This is a genomic window from Streptosporangium sp. NPDC049644, assembly GCF_040675205.1.
GTDB classification, from domain to species: Bacteria; Actinomycetota; Actinomycetes; order Streptosporangiales; family Streptosporangiaceae; genus Streptosporangium; species Streptosporangium fukuiense.
The window spans coordinates 98214-114154 of record NZ_JBFAOJ010000005.1 but is presented as its reverse complement, the minus strand read 5'-3'; the positions used below and the strand labels follow the sequence as shown (position 1 = coordinate 114154).

15 protein-coding genes are annotated in these 15941 nt (G+C 70.9%); 3 read left to right on the top strand and 12 right to left on the bottom strand.

The features are described 5' to 3' along the window. Positions 1–18: 18 nt before the first annotated feature. The 7 genes from AB0J58_RS04355 to AB0J58_RS04325 form a co-directional block, all read right to left on the bottom strand. Positions 19–1431: a tetratricopeptide repeat protein gene (locus tag AB0J58_RS04355; protein ID WP_364210075.1), complete on the bottom strand. Its 1413-nt coding sequence runs from the start codon at positions 1429–1431 to the stop codon at positions 19–21. A gap of 99 nt (positions 1432–1530) precedes the next feature. Further along, the gene (locus tag AB0J58_RS04350) at positions 1531–2688 is read right to left on the bottom strand and encodes a sulfite exporter TauE/SafE family protein (RefSeq protein ID WP_364210072.1); all 1158 of its coding nucleotides are present in this window, start codon (positions 2686–2688) and stop codon (positions 1531–1533) included. A 176-nt stretch (positions 2689–2864) separates the two neighbouring features. After that, positions 2865–3041 (bottom strand): hypothetical protein, encoded by a 177-nt coding sequence (locus AB0J58_RS04345; protein ID WP_364210069.1) that lies wholly within the window; start codon positions 3039–3041, stop codon positions 2865–2867. Further along, a complete protein-coding gene (locus AB0J58_RS04340) occupies positions 3041–3487 on the bottom strand; it encodes a Uma2 family endonuclease (RefSeq protein ID WP_364210066.1) in 447 nt (148 codons plus the stop codon). Before AB0J58_RS04340 ends, AB0J58_RS04345 begins: the two co-directional genes overlap by 1 nt. Continuing rightward, positions 3484–4851: an RNA-guided endonuclease IscB gene (iscB, locus tag AB0J58_RS04335; protein ID WP_364210063.1), complete on the bottom strand. Its 1368-nt coding sequence runs from the start codon at positions 4849–4851 to the stop codon at positions 3484–3486. Before iscB ends, AB0J58_RS04340 begins: the two co-directional genes overlap by 4 nt. Before the next feature lie 434 nt (positions 4852–5285). Further along, positions 5286–5933 (bottom strand): response regulator transcription factor, encoded by a 648-nt coding sequence (locus AB0J58_RS04330; protein WP_343973523.1) that lies wholly within the window; start codon positions 5931–5933, stop codon positions 5286–5288. Next, positions 5930–7057: a sensor histidine kinase gene (locus tag AB0J58_RS04325; RefSeq protein ID WP_364210061.1), complete on the bottom strand. Its 1128-nt coding sequence runs from the start codon at positions 7055–7057 to the stop codon at positions 5930–5932. Before AB0J58_RS04325 ends, AB0J58_RS04330 begins: the two co-directional genes overlap by 4 nt. 131 nt (positions 7058–7188) lie before the next feature. Between AB0J58_RS04325 and AB0J58_RS04320 the strand changes: the two genes are divergently transcribed. Continuing rightward, positions 7189–8970: a gamma-glutamyltransferase family protein gene (locus AB0J58_RS04320; protein WP_364210058.1), complete on the top strand. Its 1782-nt coding sequence runs from the start codon at positions 7189–7191 to the stop codon at positions 8968–8970. Positions 8971–9101: 131 nt separating this feature from the next. On the opposite strand, the gene AB0J58_RS04315 is transcribed toward AB0J58_RS04320, so the two are convergent. From AB0J58_RS04315 to AB0J58_RS04305, 3 genes are all read right to left on the bottom strand, one after another. Beyond that, complete coding sequence (locus tag AB0J58_RS04315; protein WP_364210055.1) at positions 9102–10559, bottom strand: NAD(P)/FAD-dependent oxidoreductase; 1458 nt, start codon at positions 10557–10559, stop codon at positions 9102–9104. A gap of 319 nt (positions 10560–10878) precedes the next feature. Next, positions 10879–12336: an NAD(P)/FAD-dependent oxidoreductase gene (locus AB0J58_RS04310; RefSeq protein ID WP_364210052.1), complete on the bottom strand. Its 1458-nt coding sequence runs from the start codon at positions 12334–12336 to the stop codon at positions 10879–10881. Positions 12337–12592: 256 nt separating this feature from the next. Further along, positions 12593–12769, bottom strand: coding sequence for a hypothetical protein (locus tag AB0J58_RS04305; RefSeq protein ID WP_169750083.1), 177 nt, complete (start codon positions 12767–12769; stop codon positions 12593–12595). Positions 12770–12901: 132 nt separating this feature from the next. Here AB0J58_RS04305 and AB0J58_RS04300 point away from each other — a divergent pair, with 132 nt between their 5' ends. Together AB0J58_RS04300 and AB0J58_RS04295 are read left to right on the top strand one after the other, a co-directional pair. Then, complete coding sequence (locus AB0J58_RS04300; protein WP_364210049.1) at positions 12902–13702, top strand: SURF1 family protein; 801 nt, start codon at positions 12902–12904, stop codon at positions 13700–13702. A 29-nt stretch (positions 13703–13731) separates the two neighbouring features. Further along, positions 13732–14043 carry a DUF3817 domain-containing protein gene (locus AB0J58_RS04295; protein ID WP_364210046.1) on the top strand — a complete coding sequence of 104 codons (312 nt, stop codon included), beginning with the start codon at positions 13732–13734 and terminating at the stop codon, positions 14041–14043. Positions 14044–14139: 96 nt separating this feature from the next. On the opposite strand, the gene AB0J58_RS04290 is transcribed toward AB0J58_RS04295, so the two are convergent. Beyond that, a complete protein-coding gene (locus AB0J58_RS04290) occupies positions 14140–14331 on the bottom strand; it encodes a hypothetical protein (RefSeq protein WP_326636344.1) in 192 nt (63 codons plus the stop codon). A gap of 251 nt (positions 14332–14582) precedes the next feature. Next, positions 14583–15941 carry a hypothetical protein gene (locus AB0J58_RS04285; protein WP_364210043.1) on the bottom strand — a complete coding sequence of 453 codons (1359 nt, stop codon included), beginning with the start codon at positions 15939–15941 and terminating at the stop codon, positions 14583–14585.

The window sequence follows — 15941 nt, the reverse complement described above, 5'->3', positions numbered from 1 at the left end:
GGACGCGGGCCGTGTCGGTCACGGGGACCAGGCGGAGCGCAGGGCGCGGGCGGTGGCCAGGGCCTGCTCGACCTCCGCCGGGGCCGGCCAGGGGGCGCCGCCGGGGCGGAGCAGCGTGGCCCGGATGGACGCCAGGTGTTCGATCGCGTCCGGCGGCAGCCCGCTCCGCTCGGTCAGCCAGGCCGTGACGTCGGTATGGTCGCGCAGTGGCCGGGTGACGAGATCCCAGGTGCCGAGGAGCTCGGTCAGGTCGCCGACCCTCAGCGGGGTGCCGCCCCGCCGGGCCACGGCGGCCGCGGCCAGCTCGGCGCGGGCGACGAGCTCGGGCTCGGTGCTCCGATCCCAGAGCGGGGACGGAGGATCGGCGAGCCACCGCTCCGCCTCACGGGAGAAACCCGCGGCCGACAGCAGCGCGGCCAGCTCGACCGCTGCCCTGTGGTGCCCGGCCTGTGCCGCCTGACGGAACCAGTGCTGCCCGCCCCGCAGGTCGCTGTGCTCGGCGATGAGCAGCAGACCGAAATTGAAAGCGGCCTCCGGATCGCCACCCGCCGCGGCCCGGCTGAACCAGTGGCTGGCCCCCCGCGCGTCGCTCATCTCCACGCACACGAACCCCGCGGTCCGCTGGTCGTCGATCCTGCCGGTGCAGGCGGCCCGCTCGAACCAGGCGCGAGCGGTGCGCAGGTCGCCGAGGGAGAGCGCGATCCCGCCGAGCGCGGACGCGGCTCCGGGATGCTCGTTCCTGGCGGCCAGCCGGTAGAACGCCTCCGCCCCCTCCGGATCGCGGTTGGCCTGTAGGAAAAGGCCGAGGTGGTAGGCCGCGTCGGCGTGGCCGCCTCGGGCGGCCAGCTCCCACCAGCGCAGCGTCTCGTCGTCCTCGCCGGAGGCGTAGGAGAGGAACCCCAGGTCGTGGGCCGAGGCCAGATCACCGTCCAGGGCGGCCCTGCGGTGCCACTCCCCGGCGCACTTCGTCTCCCCGGCGTCCTCGCAGAGCAGCGCGAGCCTCCTGGCCGCGGCACGGGAGCCCGCCCTGGCCGCCGTCTCGTACCACCGCCGGGCGGCCGGGACGTCGCCGTGCTGGTCGAGCAGGAGCGTCGCCAGGTTCACCGCAGCCTCGACATCGCCGGCGTCGGCCGCCAGCTCGTACCACCTCGCGGCCTCCGCGGGGGTGCCGTGCTTCTCGTGCCAGACGCCCAGGTTGTAGGCGCTGTCGAGATTGCCCGCGGCCGCCGCGCGCTCCCACCAGTGCCGCGCCGCCGAGCGGTCGCCCCGCTGCGCGAAGTGGCGGCCGAGCAGGTGAGCGGCCTGCACGTCACCGCCGTGCGCGGAGAGCAGCAGCTCCGTCTCGCCGTCCGTGTCGTTCTCGTGCTCAGTGCTCCGGGGGGTGGGTATTAGCCCCGCGCTCGCCTCCGGGTCGTCAGGCCACCACCCCATGTCCCCTCCTTGCCGACGGCACGCAGCCGACAGATCACAGGGTGCCACGTAACCGCTCGATCGCGGAGGGTAATCCTGGAGTTCCGTCTCGCGTCCGGCTCAGACGAAGTTCACGAACCCCACGTACATTCCCATCGAGCAGCTGTAACGCAGGGAGCCCGCGTCCCGTGCGCCGAGTCGCACGGTGGCGGGGAGCGCCACGTCGCGACCGTCGACGGTGAGCGTCCGGGTGCAGCCCGGGTCGCCCCCGAGGTGGAAGACGAGCTCGGTGGGCACTCCCGCGCGGGCGGTCACCACACCGGGACGGTAGCCGTCGCGGGTGGCCCAGATCTCGATCCGCCGCACGCCACCGGAGCGCGTGGCCGCCTCCGCCGGGCCGTCCGTCCCCGGCGCGGGAAGGCCCGCCGCCAGTGCCGGGCCGCCGGATCCGGGGAGCCAGCCTCCCAGGCGCAGCCCTGAGGAGACGGTCCACAGGCCCGCCGCCAACGCGACGACCCCCGCCAGCGCCGCCAGCCTGGTGGTGGCGGCCCGCCGCAGGATGAGTCCGAGCAGCGCGAACGCCGGTGCCGTCCCGGCCACGAACCCCGCCATCACCGCGGCCCCGCCCAGCGCGGATCCGCTGGAGACCGCCACCATCTCGACGCTGAGCGTCACCCCGCACGGCAGCAGGACCGTCGCCGCACCCAGCGCCACCGCCCTGGGCCGGGGAGCGGTGATCCGGGAGAGGGCGCCGCGCCAGGAGACGCGCCCGTCTGCGGCCCCGTCGGCCCCGTCAGGTCCGTCAGGTCCGCGGCCGCCGTCCGGCTCACCGCTTCGCGGCGCCTGTTCGCAGCCGTGCCCGCCGGGTCCTGGGTCCCGCTCGCGGCCGAACGTGCGGATTCCGAAGATCATGACCGCGATCCCGGCCACGACGAGCAGCGCGGCCCTGAGCTGAGGTCCCAGCTGTACGGCGGATCCCGCCAGTCCGAGCAGTGCCCCGGCCGCCACGTGGGAGCCGGCGCGCCCGGCCAGGAAGAGCGCGACGGCCGCCGGGCTCGACGGCTTCGCGGGGTTCGACGGCCCCGGGGCGAGCCCGCCGAGCCCGCCGGAGCAGGCCGATCGGCCACCTGAGGAGAGTCCGGTGAGCAGGCCGCCCTGCATGGCCGCGCACGAGGTGGTGCCCGCCACCAGCCCCGCGGCGAACCCTCCGGCGAGCAGCGTGGCCGCCCCCGCGCTCAGCGGATGTCTCCGGTGCCACTCCAGATCCCCACGGAGCAAACCTAATCCCGCCGGAGGTCAACCGACAGTGACATTTCCTTACCCAGCGCTCACATCGCCCTTACTGGACGCCCGGCGCCCTCCCGGTGGGGGTGCGACGCCCAGACCGCCCTCCGCGCGGCGCCGGACCGCTCCCGCCGCGAATCACCCCGCTGTACGGGGCGTAAGCCCATCTGTCATGTCGCGTCCTGGATGTTCGCGAAGATCGACGTGTCGAGGGTGAAGTCGACCGGCTCGGGAATGTGCAGGTGCGAGCCCATCTCGACCCGGGTGGAGGTCCGGTACGCCCCCTCCTTGGGGTCGCTGAGGACCATCACGGTGGCGGGGGTGGCCACCGGGTCGACGAGGAGCATCACCGGGACGCCACCGGAGGCGTAGATGTCGGGCTTGCGTCGCGGTCGTCGGTGACGCTTCCCGGCGACACGATCTCGGCCACCATGAGCAGGCCGGAGGAGAGCAGCTCGCGGGCGCCCCAGCGCGGGCAGTCGACCCGCGCCAGCACGAAGTCGGGTTCGACGGGGTCGCGAGGTCCGTCGATGCAGACGTCTACGTTTCCCGTGTACGAACGCCAACCATTTCTCATGATCAGTGGATGTAGCTCGTAAGCGAGCAGCATGGCGAGCCAGCCGTGCTCGGGGGTACCCACTGGGCTCACTATCAGTCTCCCATTGATGATCTCGGTCCGCAGTCCGGGGAGCTGCGGGAGCGCGTCGAAGAGCTCGCGCGCCGTACTCGGCAGGGGCTGGGACGAGGTCTCGGGGGAGGGGCGCAGGTGGGCGTGGCTCCGTCGCGATGTCATCGGTTACTTCCAGCATGGATACCCCCGCCTTCGGGCGGGGGAGAGAACGCGGCACTGTGCCGCGCTTCTGGGCGGATGATGTAGCCATAGCCGTCGGCTCGTTGGAGCAGGCGAACATGGCGGTGGTGGATGCCCTGCACGAGGCCGTGCCGGGTGCGGATGTTGAACCTGCCGGTGGAGCGGACCGCGACCCGTCCCGTGTGCGTCCCGGTTTTGGTGCCGGCCGGGACGACGGCGCGGACCAGGTCACCGGTCTGGTAACCGTGGTGGCGTTTGGTTCGGGGTAGGGCCAGCCGGGGGAATCCGTAGCGGTCGCTGCGGGTGCGGGAATAAGTGCCGCGCCCGGTCGCCGCGACCACCAGGACCACGGACGGCCAACCGGTCACGGTGTTGAGGTGGCCGACGTGCAGGGCGTCGAGGGTGTGGGATTTCGCGGCGCCGGTGCGGGACCGATTCCATTTCGTGCGCCCGCCGGACGCGACGGCGACCGGCAGGCCGGTGATCTTCAGTGCCCGCCACAGTGCCCACCGGGTGGTGTTCACAGCGGCGGCGTCCCGCAACGGGGTCTTGACCTGCCGAAGCACCTTTGCCAGTACCTTCGGCCGGTCGGTCAGGAACTCCTCGGCCAAGGTGGCGGCCTTGGCCTGGTTGCATGGTATGCACGCCACGACGAGGTTGTCGATGCGGTCGGAGCCGCCTCGGCTGCGCGGGTGGAGGTGGTCGAGGTTCAACGGCACGCCGCGGGCGCCGCAGTAGGCGCACGCCCGCCCCCACCTGGCCAGCAGGTACTCGCGGACCTCGCACCCGGCGAGGGTGCCCTGCTGGTATTCCACTCCTTCGAGCGGCCTGCCCGCCGACAGGACGTGGGTGTCGAACGCGACCCGCTCGACGTGGACGGTCCGTACGGGCGCCCACCGGGTCAGCCGGGTCGCCCACGACATGGTGGTGTCGACGCGGTGGCGCAGCGACGGCACCAGCCACCCCTGCGGTTTCGTGCGGTTGTTGAAGCGGGGGGCTCGGTAGCGCAGGTTCCGCGACCGGCGCCCCCGGCGTAGCGTGGCGCGGACGGTGAGCTTGTCGCGGATCTGCCTGCCCCGGTGGTCGAGCTGAATGCCGTACAGGCCGGTGCGGTTGGCATGGCTGGCATGGCCGGTGCGGAACACCGCGATGCCGGTGTGTCTGCTGCCGGGGTCGATGCCGACCTGCACGCCCTGGACGACGGAGTCGGCCACGGTGCGGTCGCGCAGGCGGATGACGAACGGGGTATGGCGCACCACCACCGCCCGGCCCGCCGCCAGCAGGCGACGGGCACGAGCAGGGTGGCACGGGTCAAGCGGGCGGCTGTGCACGTCCAGGACGAACACGGCCGGGTGAACCTCACGGTTCGCTCCCTCGGACGCCTCAGCGCCCTTGGGGTGACGCCGGTCAGCTGGTGCGGTCTGGCCGGTCTCCCCTCGCCCAGGTCGAACACCCGTTGCCTTGCGGCGTCCACGTCCCGTTTCGTCCCGACCCTGCGGGGTGTCTGCTGAGGTGGATTCGAGGGTCCGGGGCTGAGGAAGCACCCCGGAGTCGGTCTGCCGGCGTGTGTTCAACGTAGCCATCTGGTTCGCACCTCCACATCGTGATGGCTGGGGCTGGTCAACGTGGAGCCAGCGGTGCGCGGTGCGGCACCTCAGGCTCCGGCCTTCAGGCCGGGGTCGTTGACGACCATGAAGATATGTCCCTTCGTGTTCTGGTGAACACGCTGAGTATCGCAAGTGGGCCGAGCGGGCGGGAGCCTTTACCGGGATCTGAGCCGTCAGACCCAGCCGGGGCGGACGAGGCCGGATTCGTAGGCGATGACGACGAGCTGGGCGCGGTCGCGGGCATGGAGTTTCATCATGGTCCGGCTGACGTGGGTCTTGGCGGTGGCGGGGCTCATGAAGAGCTTGCCGGCGATCTCGTCGTTGGTCATCCCGGTGCCGACCAGGGCGAGGACCTCACGCTCGCGGTCGGTGAGCAGGTCGAGATCGCGGCTGCGGTGCGGCTCCTTGGCGCGGCTGGCGTACTCGGCGATCAGGCGGCGGGTCACGCTGGGGGAGAGCAGCGCGTCGCCTCCGGCCACCACCCGGACGGCCTGGATGAGCTCGGCCGGTTCGGTGTCCTTGACCAGGAAGCCGCTGGCGCCGTTGCGGAGGGCCTCGAAGACGTACTCGTCGAGCTCGAAGGTGGTCAAGATGATGATCTTCGGCCCGGGAGGCATCTTCCTGGTGGCGGTCAGCCCGTCCATGCCGGGCATCCGGATGTCCATCAGGACCACGTCCGGCTCGTGTTCGGCGGCCAGCCGCAGGGCCTGGGCCCCGTCGCCTGCCTCGGCCACCACGGTCATCCCCGGTTGCGCGTCCAGCAGGGCCCGGAACCCCGCCCTGACGAGGGCCTGGTCGTCGGCGAGGACAATCTTGATCATTCGGACTCCTCCGGGATCGGCAGCCGGGCCTCGACGCGGAAGCCCCTTCCATGGTGTGCGGCGGTCAGCGTTCCCCCGAGGGCCGAGGCCCGTTCCCGCATGCCGGGGACGCCGTTGCCGCTGCCGAGACTCTCGCCGGGGGCGTTGCCGCCCGAGTCGGTGACCTGAAGGGTCAGCGCGCGGGGGCCGTAGTCGAGGGCGACCGTGACCGAGGCGCCCGGGGCGTGCCTGGTGACGTTGGTCAGGGCCTCCTGGACGATACGGTAACCGGCCCGGTCGACCCCGGGAGGCAGCGGCCTGGCCTCGCCGGTGACGTTCTTGACGACCCGTAGCCCGCTGCGCTCGATGAGTTCGTCGAGCCGGTCCAGACCGGCGGTCGGGGAGCGGGGCGCGCCGTCCCGGAGCACGTTGAGCACCGAGCGCATCTCGGTCAGCACGTCCTTGGAGGCCTGCTTGATCGTGGTGAGCGCGGTCTTCGCCTGCTCGGGATGGTCCTCGATGAGGTGCAGCGCGGTGGAGGCCTGGACGTGGATGAGGGAGATGTTGTGCGCGAGCACGTCGTGCAGCTCCTGCGCCATGGTCAGCCGCTCCTCGCTGGCCTGCCGTCGTACCTCCTCCCGCTCCACCCGCTTGTGCTCGGCCTGCCGCTCGTTCCTGGCCCGGGAGAACTCCGCCACCGCCAGCACCAGGCCCATCAGCGCGGCCATCGCGACGTTGTGGAACCAGCCGGGAGGAGGGGCGGGGGCGAACCAGGACAGGTAGACCACGAAGAACACGTAGGCCAGGCCCCACAGCGGCCATGCCACCCGCCGGTGGCCGCCGACCACGGCGGTGTGGAACGCGATGATCGGGCTGAGGAAGACCGGGCCGTAGGCGTGGCCCAGGCCGATGAAGAGCAGGGTCGCGTCCACCGAGACGATCACGCTGAGCGCCGGGTGGCGGCGCCGGACGGTCAGGGCCAGCGGCCCGGCCAGCAGCAGCGCGTAGCCCAGCGGACCGAGCGGGACGCGGAGCATGCCGGTGTCGTGGACCTGCCACCACTGCACACCGAGTGTGCCCACGACCTGGAGGGTCCCCACGAACAGTGGGAGGAGGAGGTCGACCCGGCGGGATTCGGCACGCACGCTCAGCACTTTACGTGCGCTTTCGCAGCGTTTGCGTCCCTTCAGTGATGTATGTGGCACTACACCCTTCGGGTGAGGGAAGGGGCTGACAAGGCTCACAGGCTGAGTCAAGCTGTCTGCGGGAGGTCATCATGATCAGTCGTCGCATCACCCCCCTGGCGGGGATCCTGGTGGGAAGTTCCTTACTGCTTGTCCAGCCCGCGCTGGCGTCTCCACCGGCGCTGTCCCCGTCCGCGGTGTCTCCACCGGTCTCGCAGGCGGAGAAGAAACCTGTCGCGGAGGGATCCGGTGGCGCGGTCTCGACCGTCGACCTCGACGCCAGCAAGGCCGCGCTGGGCGTGTTGCGCGAGGGCGGCAACGCCATGGACGCCGCGGTCGCCGCGGCCGCCACCCTGGGCGTGACCGAGCCCTACTCGGCGGGACTGGCCGGCGGAGGGTTCATCGTCTACTACGACGCGCGCCGCAAGAAGGTCCACACCATCGACGGCCGGGAGGCCGCGCCGAAGGCGATGGGCCCGGCCTCCCTGGAGGGCATCCCGTTCGATGACGCCGTGACCAGCGGACTTTCGGCGGGGGTGCCCGGCAGTGTGGCCCAGTGGGAGCTGGCGCTGCGCAGGTTCGGCACGCTCTCGCTGCGCCAGGCGCTGAAACCCGCGATCGACGTCGCCACCAAGGGGTTCAGGGTCGACCAGACCTTCTACGACCAGACCGCCGCCAACGCCGCCCGCTTCAAGGACTTCACCTCAACGGCCAGGCTCTACCTGCCGGGCGGCGCCCCACCGCCGGTCGGCTCCACCTTCCGCAACCCCGAGCTGGCCGACACCTACCGCAGGCTCGGCAGGCTGGGTGGGGAGTGGCTGTACGGCGGCGCCCTCGGTGCCGAGGTCGTGGCCACGGTCAAGAAGCCGCCGGTCACCCCCGGATCCACCCGTAACGTGCGGCCGGGGCTGATGGAGTTGTCCGACCTGAAGGCGTACCGGGCGCTCGAACGGCCGCCGACCAGGATGACGTACAAGGGCATGGACGTGTACGGCATGGCGCCGCCGTCCTCGGGAGGCTCGACGGTCGGCGAGGCGCTCAACATCCTTGAGGCCCTGCCCAAGGTCGGCGAGCACGAATACCTGGAGGCGTCCAGGCTCGCCTTCGCCGACCGGGGCAAGTACGTCGGGGACATCCCCGGCGTCCCGCTCAGGGAACTGCTCTCCGACGGGTTCGCCAAGGAGCGCGCCTGCCTGATCGGCGAGCGGGCGATGCCGCACCCGGCCGCGCCCGGCGACCCCGACGGGATGTACGGGCCGTGCCCGGCGGCGCCGTCCGCGGAGGCCACCGAGGCGGCGAAGGAGGGGCCGGAGACCACGCACCTGGTGGTCGCGGACCGGTGGGGCAACGTGGTCGCCTACAACATCACCATCGAGTCGACCGGCGGCAACGGCATCGTCGTCCCCGGCAGGGGCTTCCTGCTCAACAACGAGCTGACCGACTTCACCTTCGGCCCCGCCCCCGGTGACCCGAACCTGCCCGGGCCGGGCAAGCGCCCCCGCTCCTCGATGGCGCCGACGATCGTCCTGGACGATGACCGGCCGCTGCTCGCGCTGGGGTCCCCCGGCGGCTCGACGATCATCACCACGGTGCTGCAGATCCTGGTCAACCGCTGGGACTTCGGCATGTCGCTGCCCGAGGCGCTCGCCGCCCCCCGGGCCACGCAGCGCAACACCGCCCAGACCCAGGCCGAGCAGGCGTTCATCGATCGCTACGGCGCCGAGCTCACGCGCCGGGGGCACAGCCTCGTGCTGAACCCCGAGATCGGCGCGGCCACGGCCGTCGAGTTCCTGCGGCACGGGAGGCTCCAGGCGGTGGCGGAACCGACCCGGCGCGGCGGCGGTAGCGCGCTGGTGGTGAGCGAGCGAAGGTAGCCGCTCGCGGCGGTACGCACGGACGCCCGGCGGCGCGGCTTCGGCCGCGCCGCCGGTTTCGATGACCGAGCGAGCGATTGAGCGACCAGGTGGCCGTTCCGCCGCCGGCCGGGAACGGGTCGCCGGACCTCTCAGCGGATCAGTTCGTAGGCCTCCGGCCTCGGCCTCCGGGTGCGTGCCCAGTACTCGAAGGTGAAGCCGGGCCAGATGGTCCTGTTGACGCCGTGCTCGTCGAGGTACCAGCTGTCGCAGCCGCCCTCGTTCCAGACTCGCCGGCTCAGCCGGCCCTGGAGGCGGTCGTTGTAGTCGCGTTGCGCCTCGGGGCGTACGTCGAGGGCTCTGGCCTTCGTCCTCGACAGCAGGCGCAGGCAGTCGAGGACGTACCGGACCTGGGATTCGATCATGAAGACGACCGAGTTGTGGCCCAGGGCGGTGTTGGGGCCGAGCAGGAAGAACAGGTTCGGGAACCCGGCGGTGGTGATGCCGTAGTAGGCCTCCACGCCGTCCTGCCAGGCCTCCTGGATCTTCCTGCCGTTCCTGCCGATGATCCGCTGGTTCCTCAGGGTGTCGGTGACCTTGAAGCCGGTGCCGTAGATGATCACGTCGACCTCGATCTCCCTGCCGGTGGAGTCGACGATCGAGTTCTCCCGGATCTCCCGCACCCCGTCGGTGATCACCTCGACGTTCTCCCTGACCATCGCCGGGTAGTAGTCGTTGGACAGCAGCATGCGCTTGCAGCCGATCGTGTAGTCCGGGGTCAGCTTGGCACGCAGTACGGGGTCGGAGACCTTGCTGTTCAGGTGGTACAGGGCCGCCCGCTGGTGGACCTTCATCAGGCGCGGGTCGACGGCGAAGCCCATGGCGAGGCTCTCCATCGCCCAGTAGATCGAGGTGCGCAGCGTCCGTGCGGCTCCCGGCAGGGCGAGGAGCCTCTTCGCGCGTGCGGAGAAGACGAAGTCGGGCTTGGGCTGGATCCAGGGCGGCGTCCGCTGGAAGAGGTGGAGTCGGGAGACCCGCGGGGCGATCCGCGGGACGAACTGGACGGCCGAGGCGCCGGTGCCGATGACCGCGACCCGCTTGCCGGTCAGGTCCACCGAGTGGTCCCACTCCGCCGAGTGGAAGGAGACGCCCGCGAAGCTCTCCCGGCCGGGGATCGCGGGGAAGGACGGCACGTGCAGCGCGCCGCCGCCTGAGACCACCGCGTTGGTGGTGAAGGCCTCCCCGTTTTCGACGCTCACCCGCCAGTGACGGGCCGTGTCGTCGTACTCCAGCTCGCTGACCTTCGTGCCGAGACGGAGGTGCGGCTCCAGGTCGTACTTGGCGACGCAGGCCCGCAGGTAGTCCCAGATCTCGGCCTGGCCGGAGAACATCCGAGACCAGTTCGGGTTGAGCTCGTAGGAGAAGGAGTAGAGGTGTGAGGGGACGTCGCAGGCGCAGCCCGGGTAGGTGTTGTCCCGCCATGTGCCGCCCACCTCCTGGTCCTTCTCCAGGATCACGAAGTCGTGGTATCCGGCTTCCTTGAGCTTGATCGCCATGCCGAGTCCGGCGAAGCCGGAGCCAATGATCGTGATGCCGGGGCGCGTGCTCATGCGTCTCCTTGCTGGGGTTCCGGCGGCGCCGGTCCTTCCGCGGTGCCGGGTTCTCCGGCGGCGCGGTTCGCGAAGTTCGGACAGGACGGGTGAGGCGCGGACGCGTGCGGCACGACCGAGAGTTGGCATCCAGTTGCGGTTCACGCTTTGGAGGCCTTGTTCATGATGGAGGGCCGATCTTGTACGGTCCATACCGGTGGAATATGACGCACCTCACATCGATGTGACGGGCGTGTCCCCCGGCCCAGGAACGCCGAGAACGCCGAAGGGCAGTGCCGTCGGCGTTGTCGAATCAGCGGGAACGGGCCGCCGGGCCCCTTCAGCGGATCAGTTCGTAGGCCTCCGGCCTCAGCCTCCGGGTGCGTGCCCAGTACTCGAAGGTGAAGCCGGGCCAGATGGTCCTGTTGACGCCGTGCTCGTCGAGGTACCAGCTGTCGCAGCCGCCCTCGTTCCAGACTCGCCGGCTCAGCCGGCCCTGGAGGCGGTCGTTGTAGTCGCGTTGCGCCTCGGGGTGTACGTCGAGGGCTCTGGCCTTCGTCCTCGACAGCAGGCGCAGGCAGTCGAGGACGTACCGGACCTGGGATTCGATCATGAAGACGACCGAGTTGTGGCCCAGGCCGGTGTTGGGGCCGAGCAGGAAGAACAAATTCGGGAACCCGGCGGTGGTGATGCCGTAGTAGGCCTCCACGCCGTCCTGCCAGGCCTCCTGGATCTTCACGCCGTTCCTGCCGATGATCCGCTGCTCGTCCAGCGCCTCGACGACCTTGAAGCCGGTGCCGTAGATGATCACGTCGACCTCGATCTCCCTGCCGGTGGAGTCGACGATCGAGTTCTCCCGGATCTCCCGCACCTCCTCGGTGATCAGCTCGACGTTCTCCCTGCCCAGTGCCGGGTAGTAGTCGTTGGAGATCAGGATGCGCTTGCAGCCGATCGTGTAGCCGGGGGTGAGCCTGGCACGCAGCGCCGGGTCGGGGACCTGTTTGGCGAGGTGGTTCAGGGCCATCTTCTCGTGGACCTTCATCAGGCGCGGGTCGACGGTGAAGCCCAGCGCGCGGGTCTCCAGCACCCAGTAGATCGAGGTGCGCAACGCCCTGGCGGCGCCGGGCAGGCCGAGGATCCGTCTCGCCCGGGAGGAGAAGGGGAAGTCGGGCTTGGGCTGGATCCAGGGCGGCGTGCGCTGGAAGACGTGGAGGCTGGAGACCTTCCCGGCGATCCGCGGGACGAACTGGACGGCCGAGGCGCCGGTGCCGATGACCGCGACCCGCTTGCCGGTCAGGTCCACCGAGTGGTCCCACTCCGCCGAGTGGAAGGAGACGCCCGCGAAGCTCTCGCGACCGGGGATCGAGGGCAGCGAGGGCACGTGCAGCGCGCCGATGCCCGAGACCACGGCGTTGGTGGTGAACGTCTCCTCCCCGGCGACGCTCACCCGCCAGTCGCGGGTCGCGTCGTCGTACTCCAGTCCGACGACCTCCTTGCCGAACCGCAGGTGCGGGGTCAGGTCGTACTTGGCGACGCAGGCCCGCAGGTAGTCCCAGATCTCGGCCTGGGGGGCGAACATCCGAGACCAGCCGGGGTTGAGCCGGTAGGAGAAGGAGTACATGTGCGAGGGGACGTCGCAGGCGCAGCCGGGGTAGGTGTTGTCCCGCCAGGTCCCGCCCAGGTCGTCGGCCTTCTCCAGGATGACGAAGTCGTGGTATCCGGCTTCCTTGAGCTTGATCGCCATGCCCAGGCCGGCGAAGCCGGTGCCGATGATCGTGATCCCGGGATGCGTGCTCATGCGATCTCCTTGCTGACCTCTGTCGTCGGTGACCTCTCGGGCGGCACGGGCTTCCCGCCGGTTCCGGCTGCGGCGATGAGAGCGTTCCGCGCTCGTTGCTATTAGATTCTTCGTCTAATTTAATGAGCGACGGTCGCGCCGTCCATACGCGCGGCACGGTGAGCCACCTCACACCGACCGGTCGGCACGCTCCCGTCGTCAGGGAACGCGAAAAGCGCCGAGGGCGGTGCCGTCGGCGCTTCGGACTGTCCGGTTGCTAGAGCAGCAGGTATGCGGCCACAACGACGATGACCAGCACCGCGACCACCACGGCCGCCGTGATCGGCAGTGCCAGCGACCGCTTCTCGGGGGCGGCCTCCGGGTCCTTGCGCTGGGCGAACGCGCGGAACGCCTGGGTGTTGCCCGCGGGGTCAATCTGCTGAGGATCAGACATGGGGATGACTTTAGCGATATCGGATGCCTCCCCAACAGTGATTTGTCCACTTTCCCGGGAAGCTCGGTCCCGTGCCGGGCCGAGGCGGGTACTGAGGACCGGACCGCCTACCGGGGCGGATAGCGTGGTGTCATGCTCCGCATCCTGTTCTCCGCCCGCGTGGTGGTGCTCCACCTGCTCGCGATCGGAGCCCTCGTCGTGTGCGGGCTGCTGGGCAGGTGGCAGCTCGGCGTTTTCGAGGAGTCCGGTGGGCCCCGGGCACTGGTCGACCCCGCCCCCGTGGCGGTCGCCACCCTCACCGCGCCCGGAGAGCACATAACGGCCGACGAGGCCGGCCGCAGGGTGATCGCGGAAGGCACCTTCGACGCCTCGAAGCAGTTGCTGGTGGCCGAGCGCGAGGGGGGCTTGTGGCTGCTCACGGCGTTCGATCTCGGCGACGGAACCTACGTCCCCGTGGTGCGCGGCTGGGTGGCCACGGCGCAGGATCCCGCCGTGGCGGCCGTGCCCGAGGGCAGGGTGACCGTCGGCGGGCGGCTGCAGCCCTCGGAGGCCACCGACAGCGTCCAGCGCCGGACCCGGCAGCTGCCGCAGGGGCAGGTGCTGACCGTGTCGTCGGCCGAACTGATCAACCTCTGGCGGGACACGAAGCTGCGCAACGGCTTCGTGGTGGCCGCCGAGCAGTCACCGGCTCCCGCGGTCGCGGCCAAGCCGGTGAACGTCCCCCCGCCGACCGAGTCCGGGGTGCTCACCTGGCGCAACCTCGCCTATGCCGCCCAGTGGTGGATCTTCGGGCTGTTCGCGGTCTTCATGTGGTGGCACTTCGTACGCGACGCGCTGCGCGGCCGCGCGCAGAAGGACGCCCCCGGCCCCGATGCCGGTACTGAGCCCGCCGCTCCGGAAGCCCCCGCTCTGCCAGCTCGCACCGTCCCGTGAACCGAACCCCAAGACCGAGGTAACCGACCGTGGAATCCGCTCTCAAGCCCTTTCGCATCCTGGCGTACATCGTCGGCGTGATGCTGCTCGTCCTGGTCACCTGCATCGTGCTCAGGTACGGCTTCGGCATCGAGGAGCCCTCGAAGTTCGTCTCCCCGATCCACGGCTTCCTCTACATGCTCTATCTGGTGGCCGCGATGAACCTGGGCATGAAGGCGCGCTGGACGTGGCCGTACATTCTCGGGGTGATGCTGGCCGGCACCGTGCCGCTGCTCTCGTTCGTGTTCGAGCGCAAGGTCACCCGCCGGGTGGAAGCGGAGTTGGTGACCGCCACCGCCTGACCGGCCGGGCCCACGGGTTCCCCCGCAGGCCCGGCGGTCGCGGCCCGAGACGCGGGCTCGCGAGGCCGGGCCTCGACGGGTGGGACGGTCTTCGCGTCAGCGGCCGAGACCGCGGCGCCGGGCGCGCTTGAGCCGCTCGCGCTGGGACGGGTCGAGCATCAGGTAGCCGACGACCGGGGCGGCGACGACGCCCAGGAGGATCAGCAGCGTAAGGAAACCCGGCAGGAACAGCCACGACAGGAACACCACTGCTCCGGCGCCGATCGCGTACTTCTGGATTGGCGACATCCTCAACATCCTCCGAACGCGGGGCGGATGCCCCGTCTGTTTTCATTGTGCGTCGCCAGTCCAACGTGTGGACCCGCCGCGCGGTTCCAACCGAGATATATCGTGATTCCCGCTGTTCCGCCAGTGCCCTGAGCGTCCCGGCGCGTTCCGTGACCGCGGTCCCGCCGGGACCGTCCGGACAGCGGTGGATCGGCGGTTTCGCCGGCGGCCGGAACGATCTCCCGCTGCCCGGCCGAGGTCCGGACCGGGGCTCAGCTTTCGCGGCTGAGCCTTTCGAGGATCCACCGGGTGGTCTTGAGCGCTCCCTCGCCGGTGGTGCCGTCGGGGTCTTCGGGGACGCCGCGCTGGTACTGGACGATGATCACGAGGTTGGCCGCGCGGAAGCCCACGGAGCTGCTGTGGGTCAGCCCGTTGGTGACCTCGTTGCGGTAGGCCTCGGAACCGATCCCGGCCAGTGCCTCCACCGGTCTGACGTGGGTGAGGGCGGCTCCCACGTCCGTCCTGGTCCGTTCGCGGGTCTCCTTGAGGAACCTCGCGTAGTTACGCCGGGCCGCCTCGTCGGAGGTGAAGCCGAAGGCGGAGATCCACAGGGTGTACCGCAGGTTCGGAGGCTGATCGGAATCATTGGTCACCCATTTGCACTCTTTGTTTGTCTTTGTGGGGGTGGTGTCCAGTGCCAGGTCGTCCGCCTGCTTGGCGGAGATGAGCGAGCAGGGGTCGGGTGTGCGTGCGAAGGCGGTGGGCAGTGCGACCGGCGTGGATTTCGTCGCGGATTCGGTGGGGCGAGGCCAGAACCAGTAGGCGGCGCCCAGGAGGAGTACGGCGAGGACGGCGGCGGCGACGGCGAGGAGAGACGTCCTGCGGGGGCCGCCGCCGGCTCCGGGCTCCCCGCCGTGTCCGCTGTGGGTAGGCCGGGGGAGGAACCGCTCCAGGGTCAGCCGTACCGAGGTGGCGTCGGGCCGGTGGCCGGGCCCGGCGGCGAGCAGTTCCTCGACCAGCGGGGCCAGCGGGCCGGAAGCCGTCGGACCGCTGCCTGGCTCGGCCAGTGGCGTACCGCCCGCCATAAGTGGAGCCGGGCGGGGACCGGTGTGCGGAGCCCGGCCCTCGACGGCGGTGAACAGGGTGCTGCCCAGATCGCGCAGCTCGTCGGTGGACCCGAGGGCGGCGACGCCGGTCAGCACCACCCGCCCGCCGGGGGCGAGCAGCACGCTGTCGGGAGCGGCGGCCAGGTGGACGCCCAGCTCGCGGGCGGCGGCCAGTGCGTCCAGCACGCGGAGCCCGATCTCGGCCGCCCGCTCGGCGGGGAGCGGGCCGTCCGCCCGGACGTGCTGGAGCAGCGAGCGTCCCTCGACCGACTCCATGATCAGCCACAACCGGTCGGGACCCGAGATCACGTCGTGCAGGGCGGTGACGCCGGGGTGCCGCAGGCCCGCGGCCGCGCGGATCTGGTCGAGGAGGCGGTCGCGGGCCGGTCCGGGCGGCGGCAGCGGCACCTCGGAGATCGTGACGTCGCGGCGGAGCAGCTCGTCGCGCGAGCGCCAGCTCGTACCCGCGCGGTCGCGGCGCTCCAGCATGCGGTAGCGCCCGGCCAGGAGGCTGGGATCGGTCAC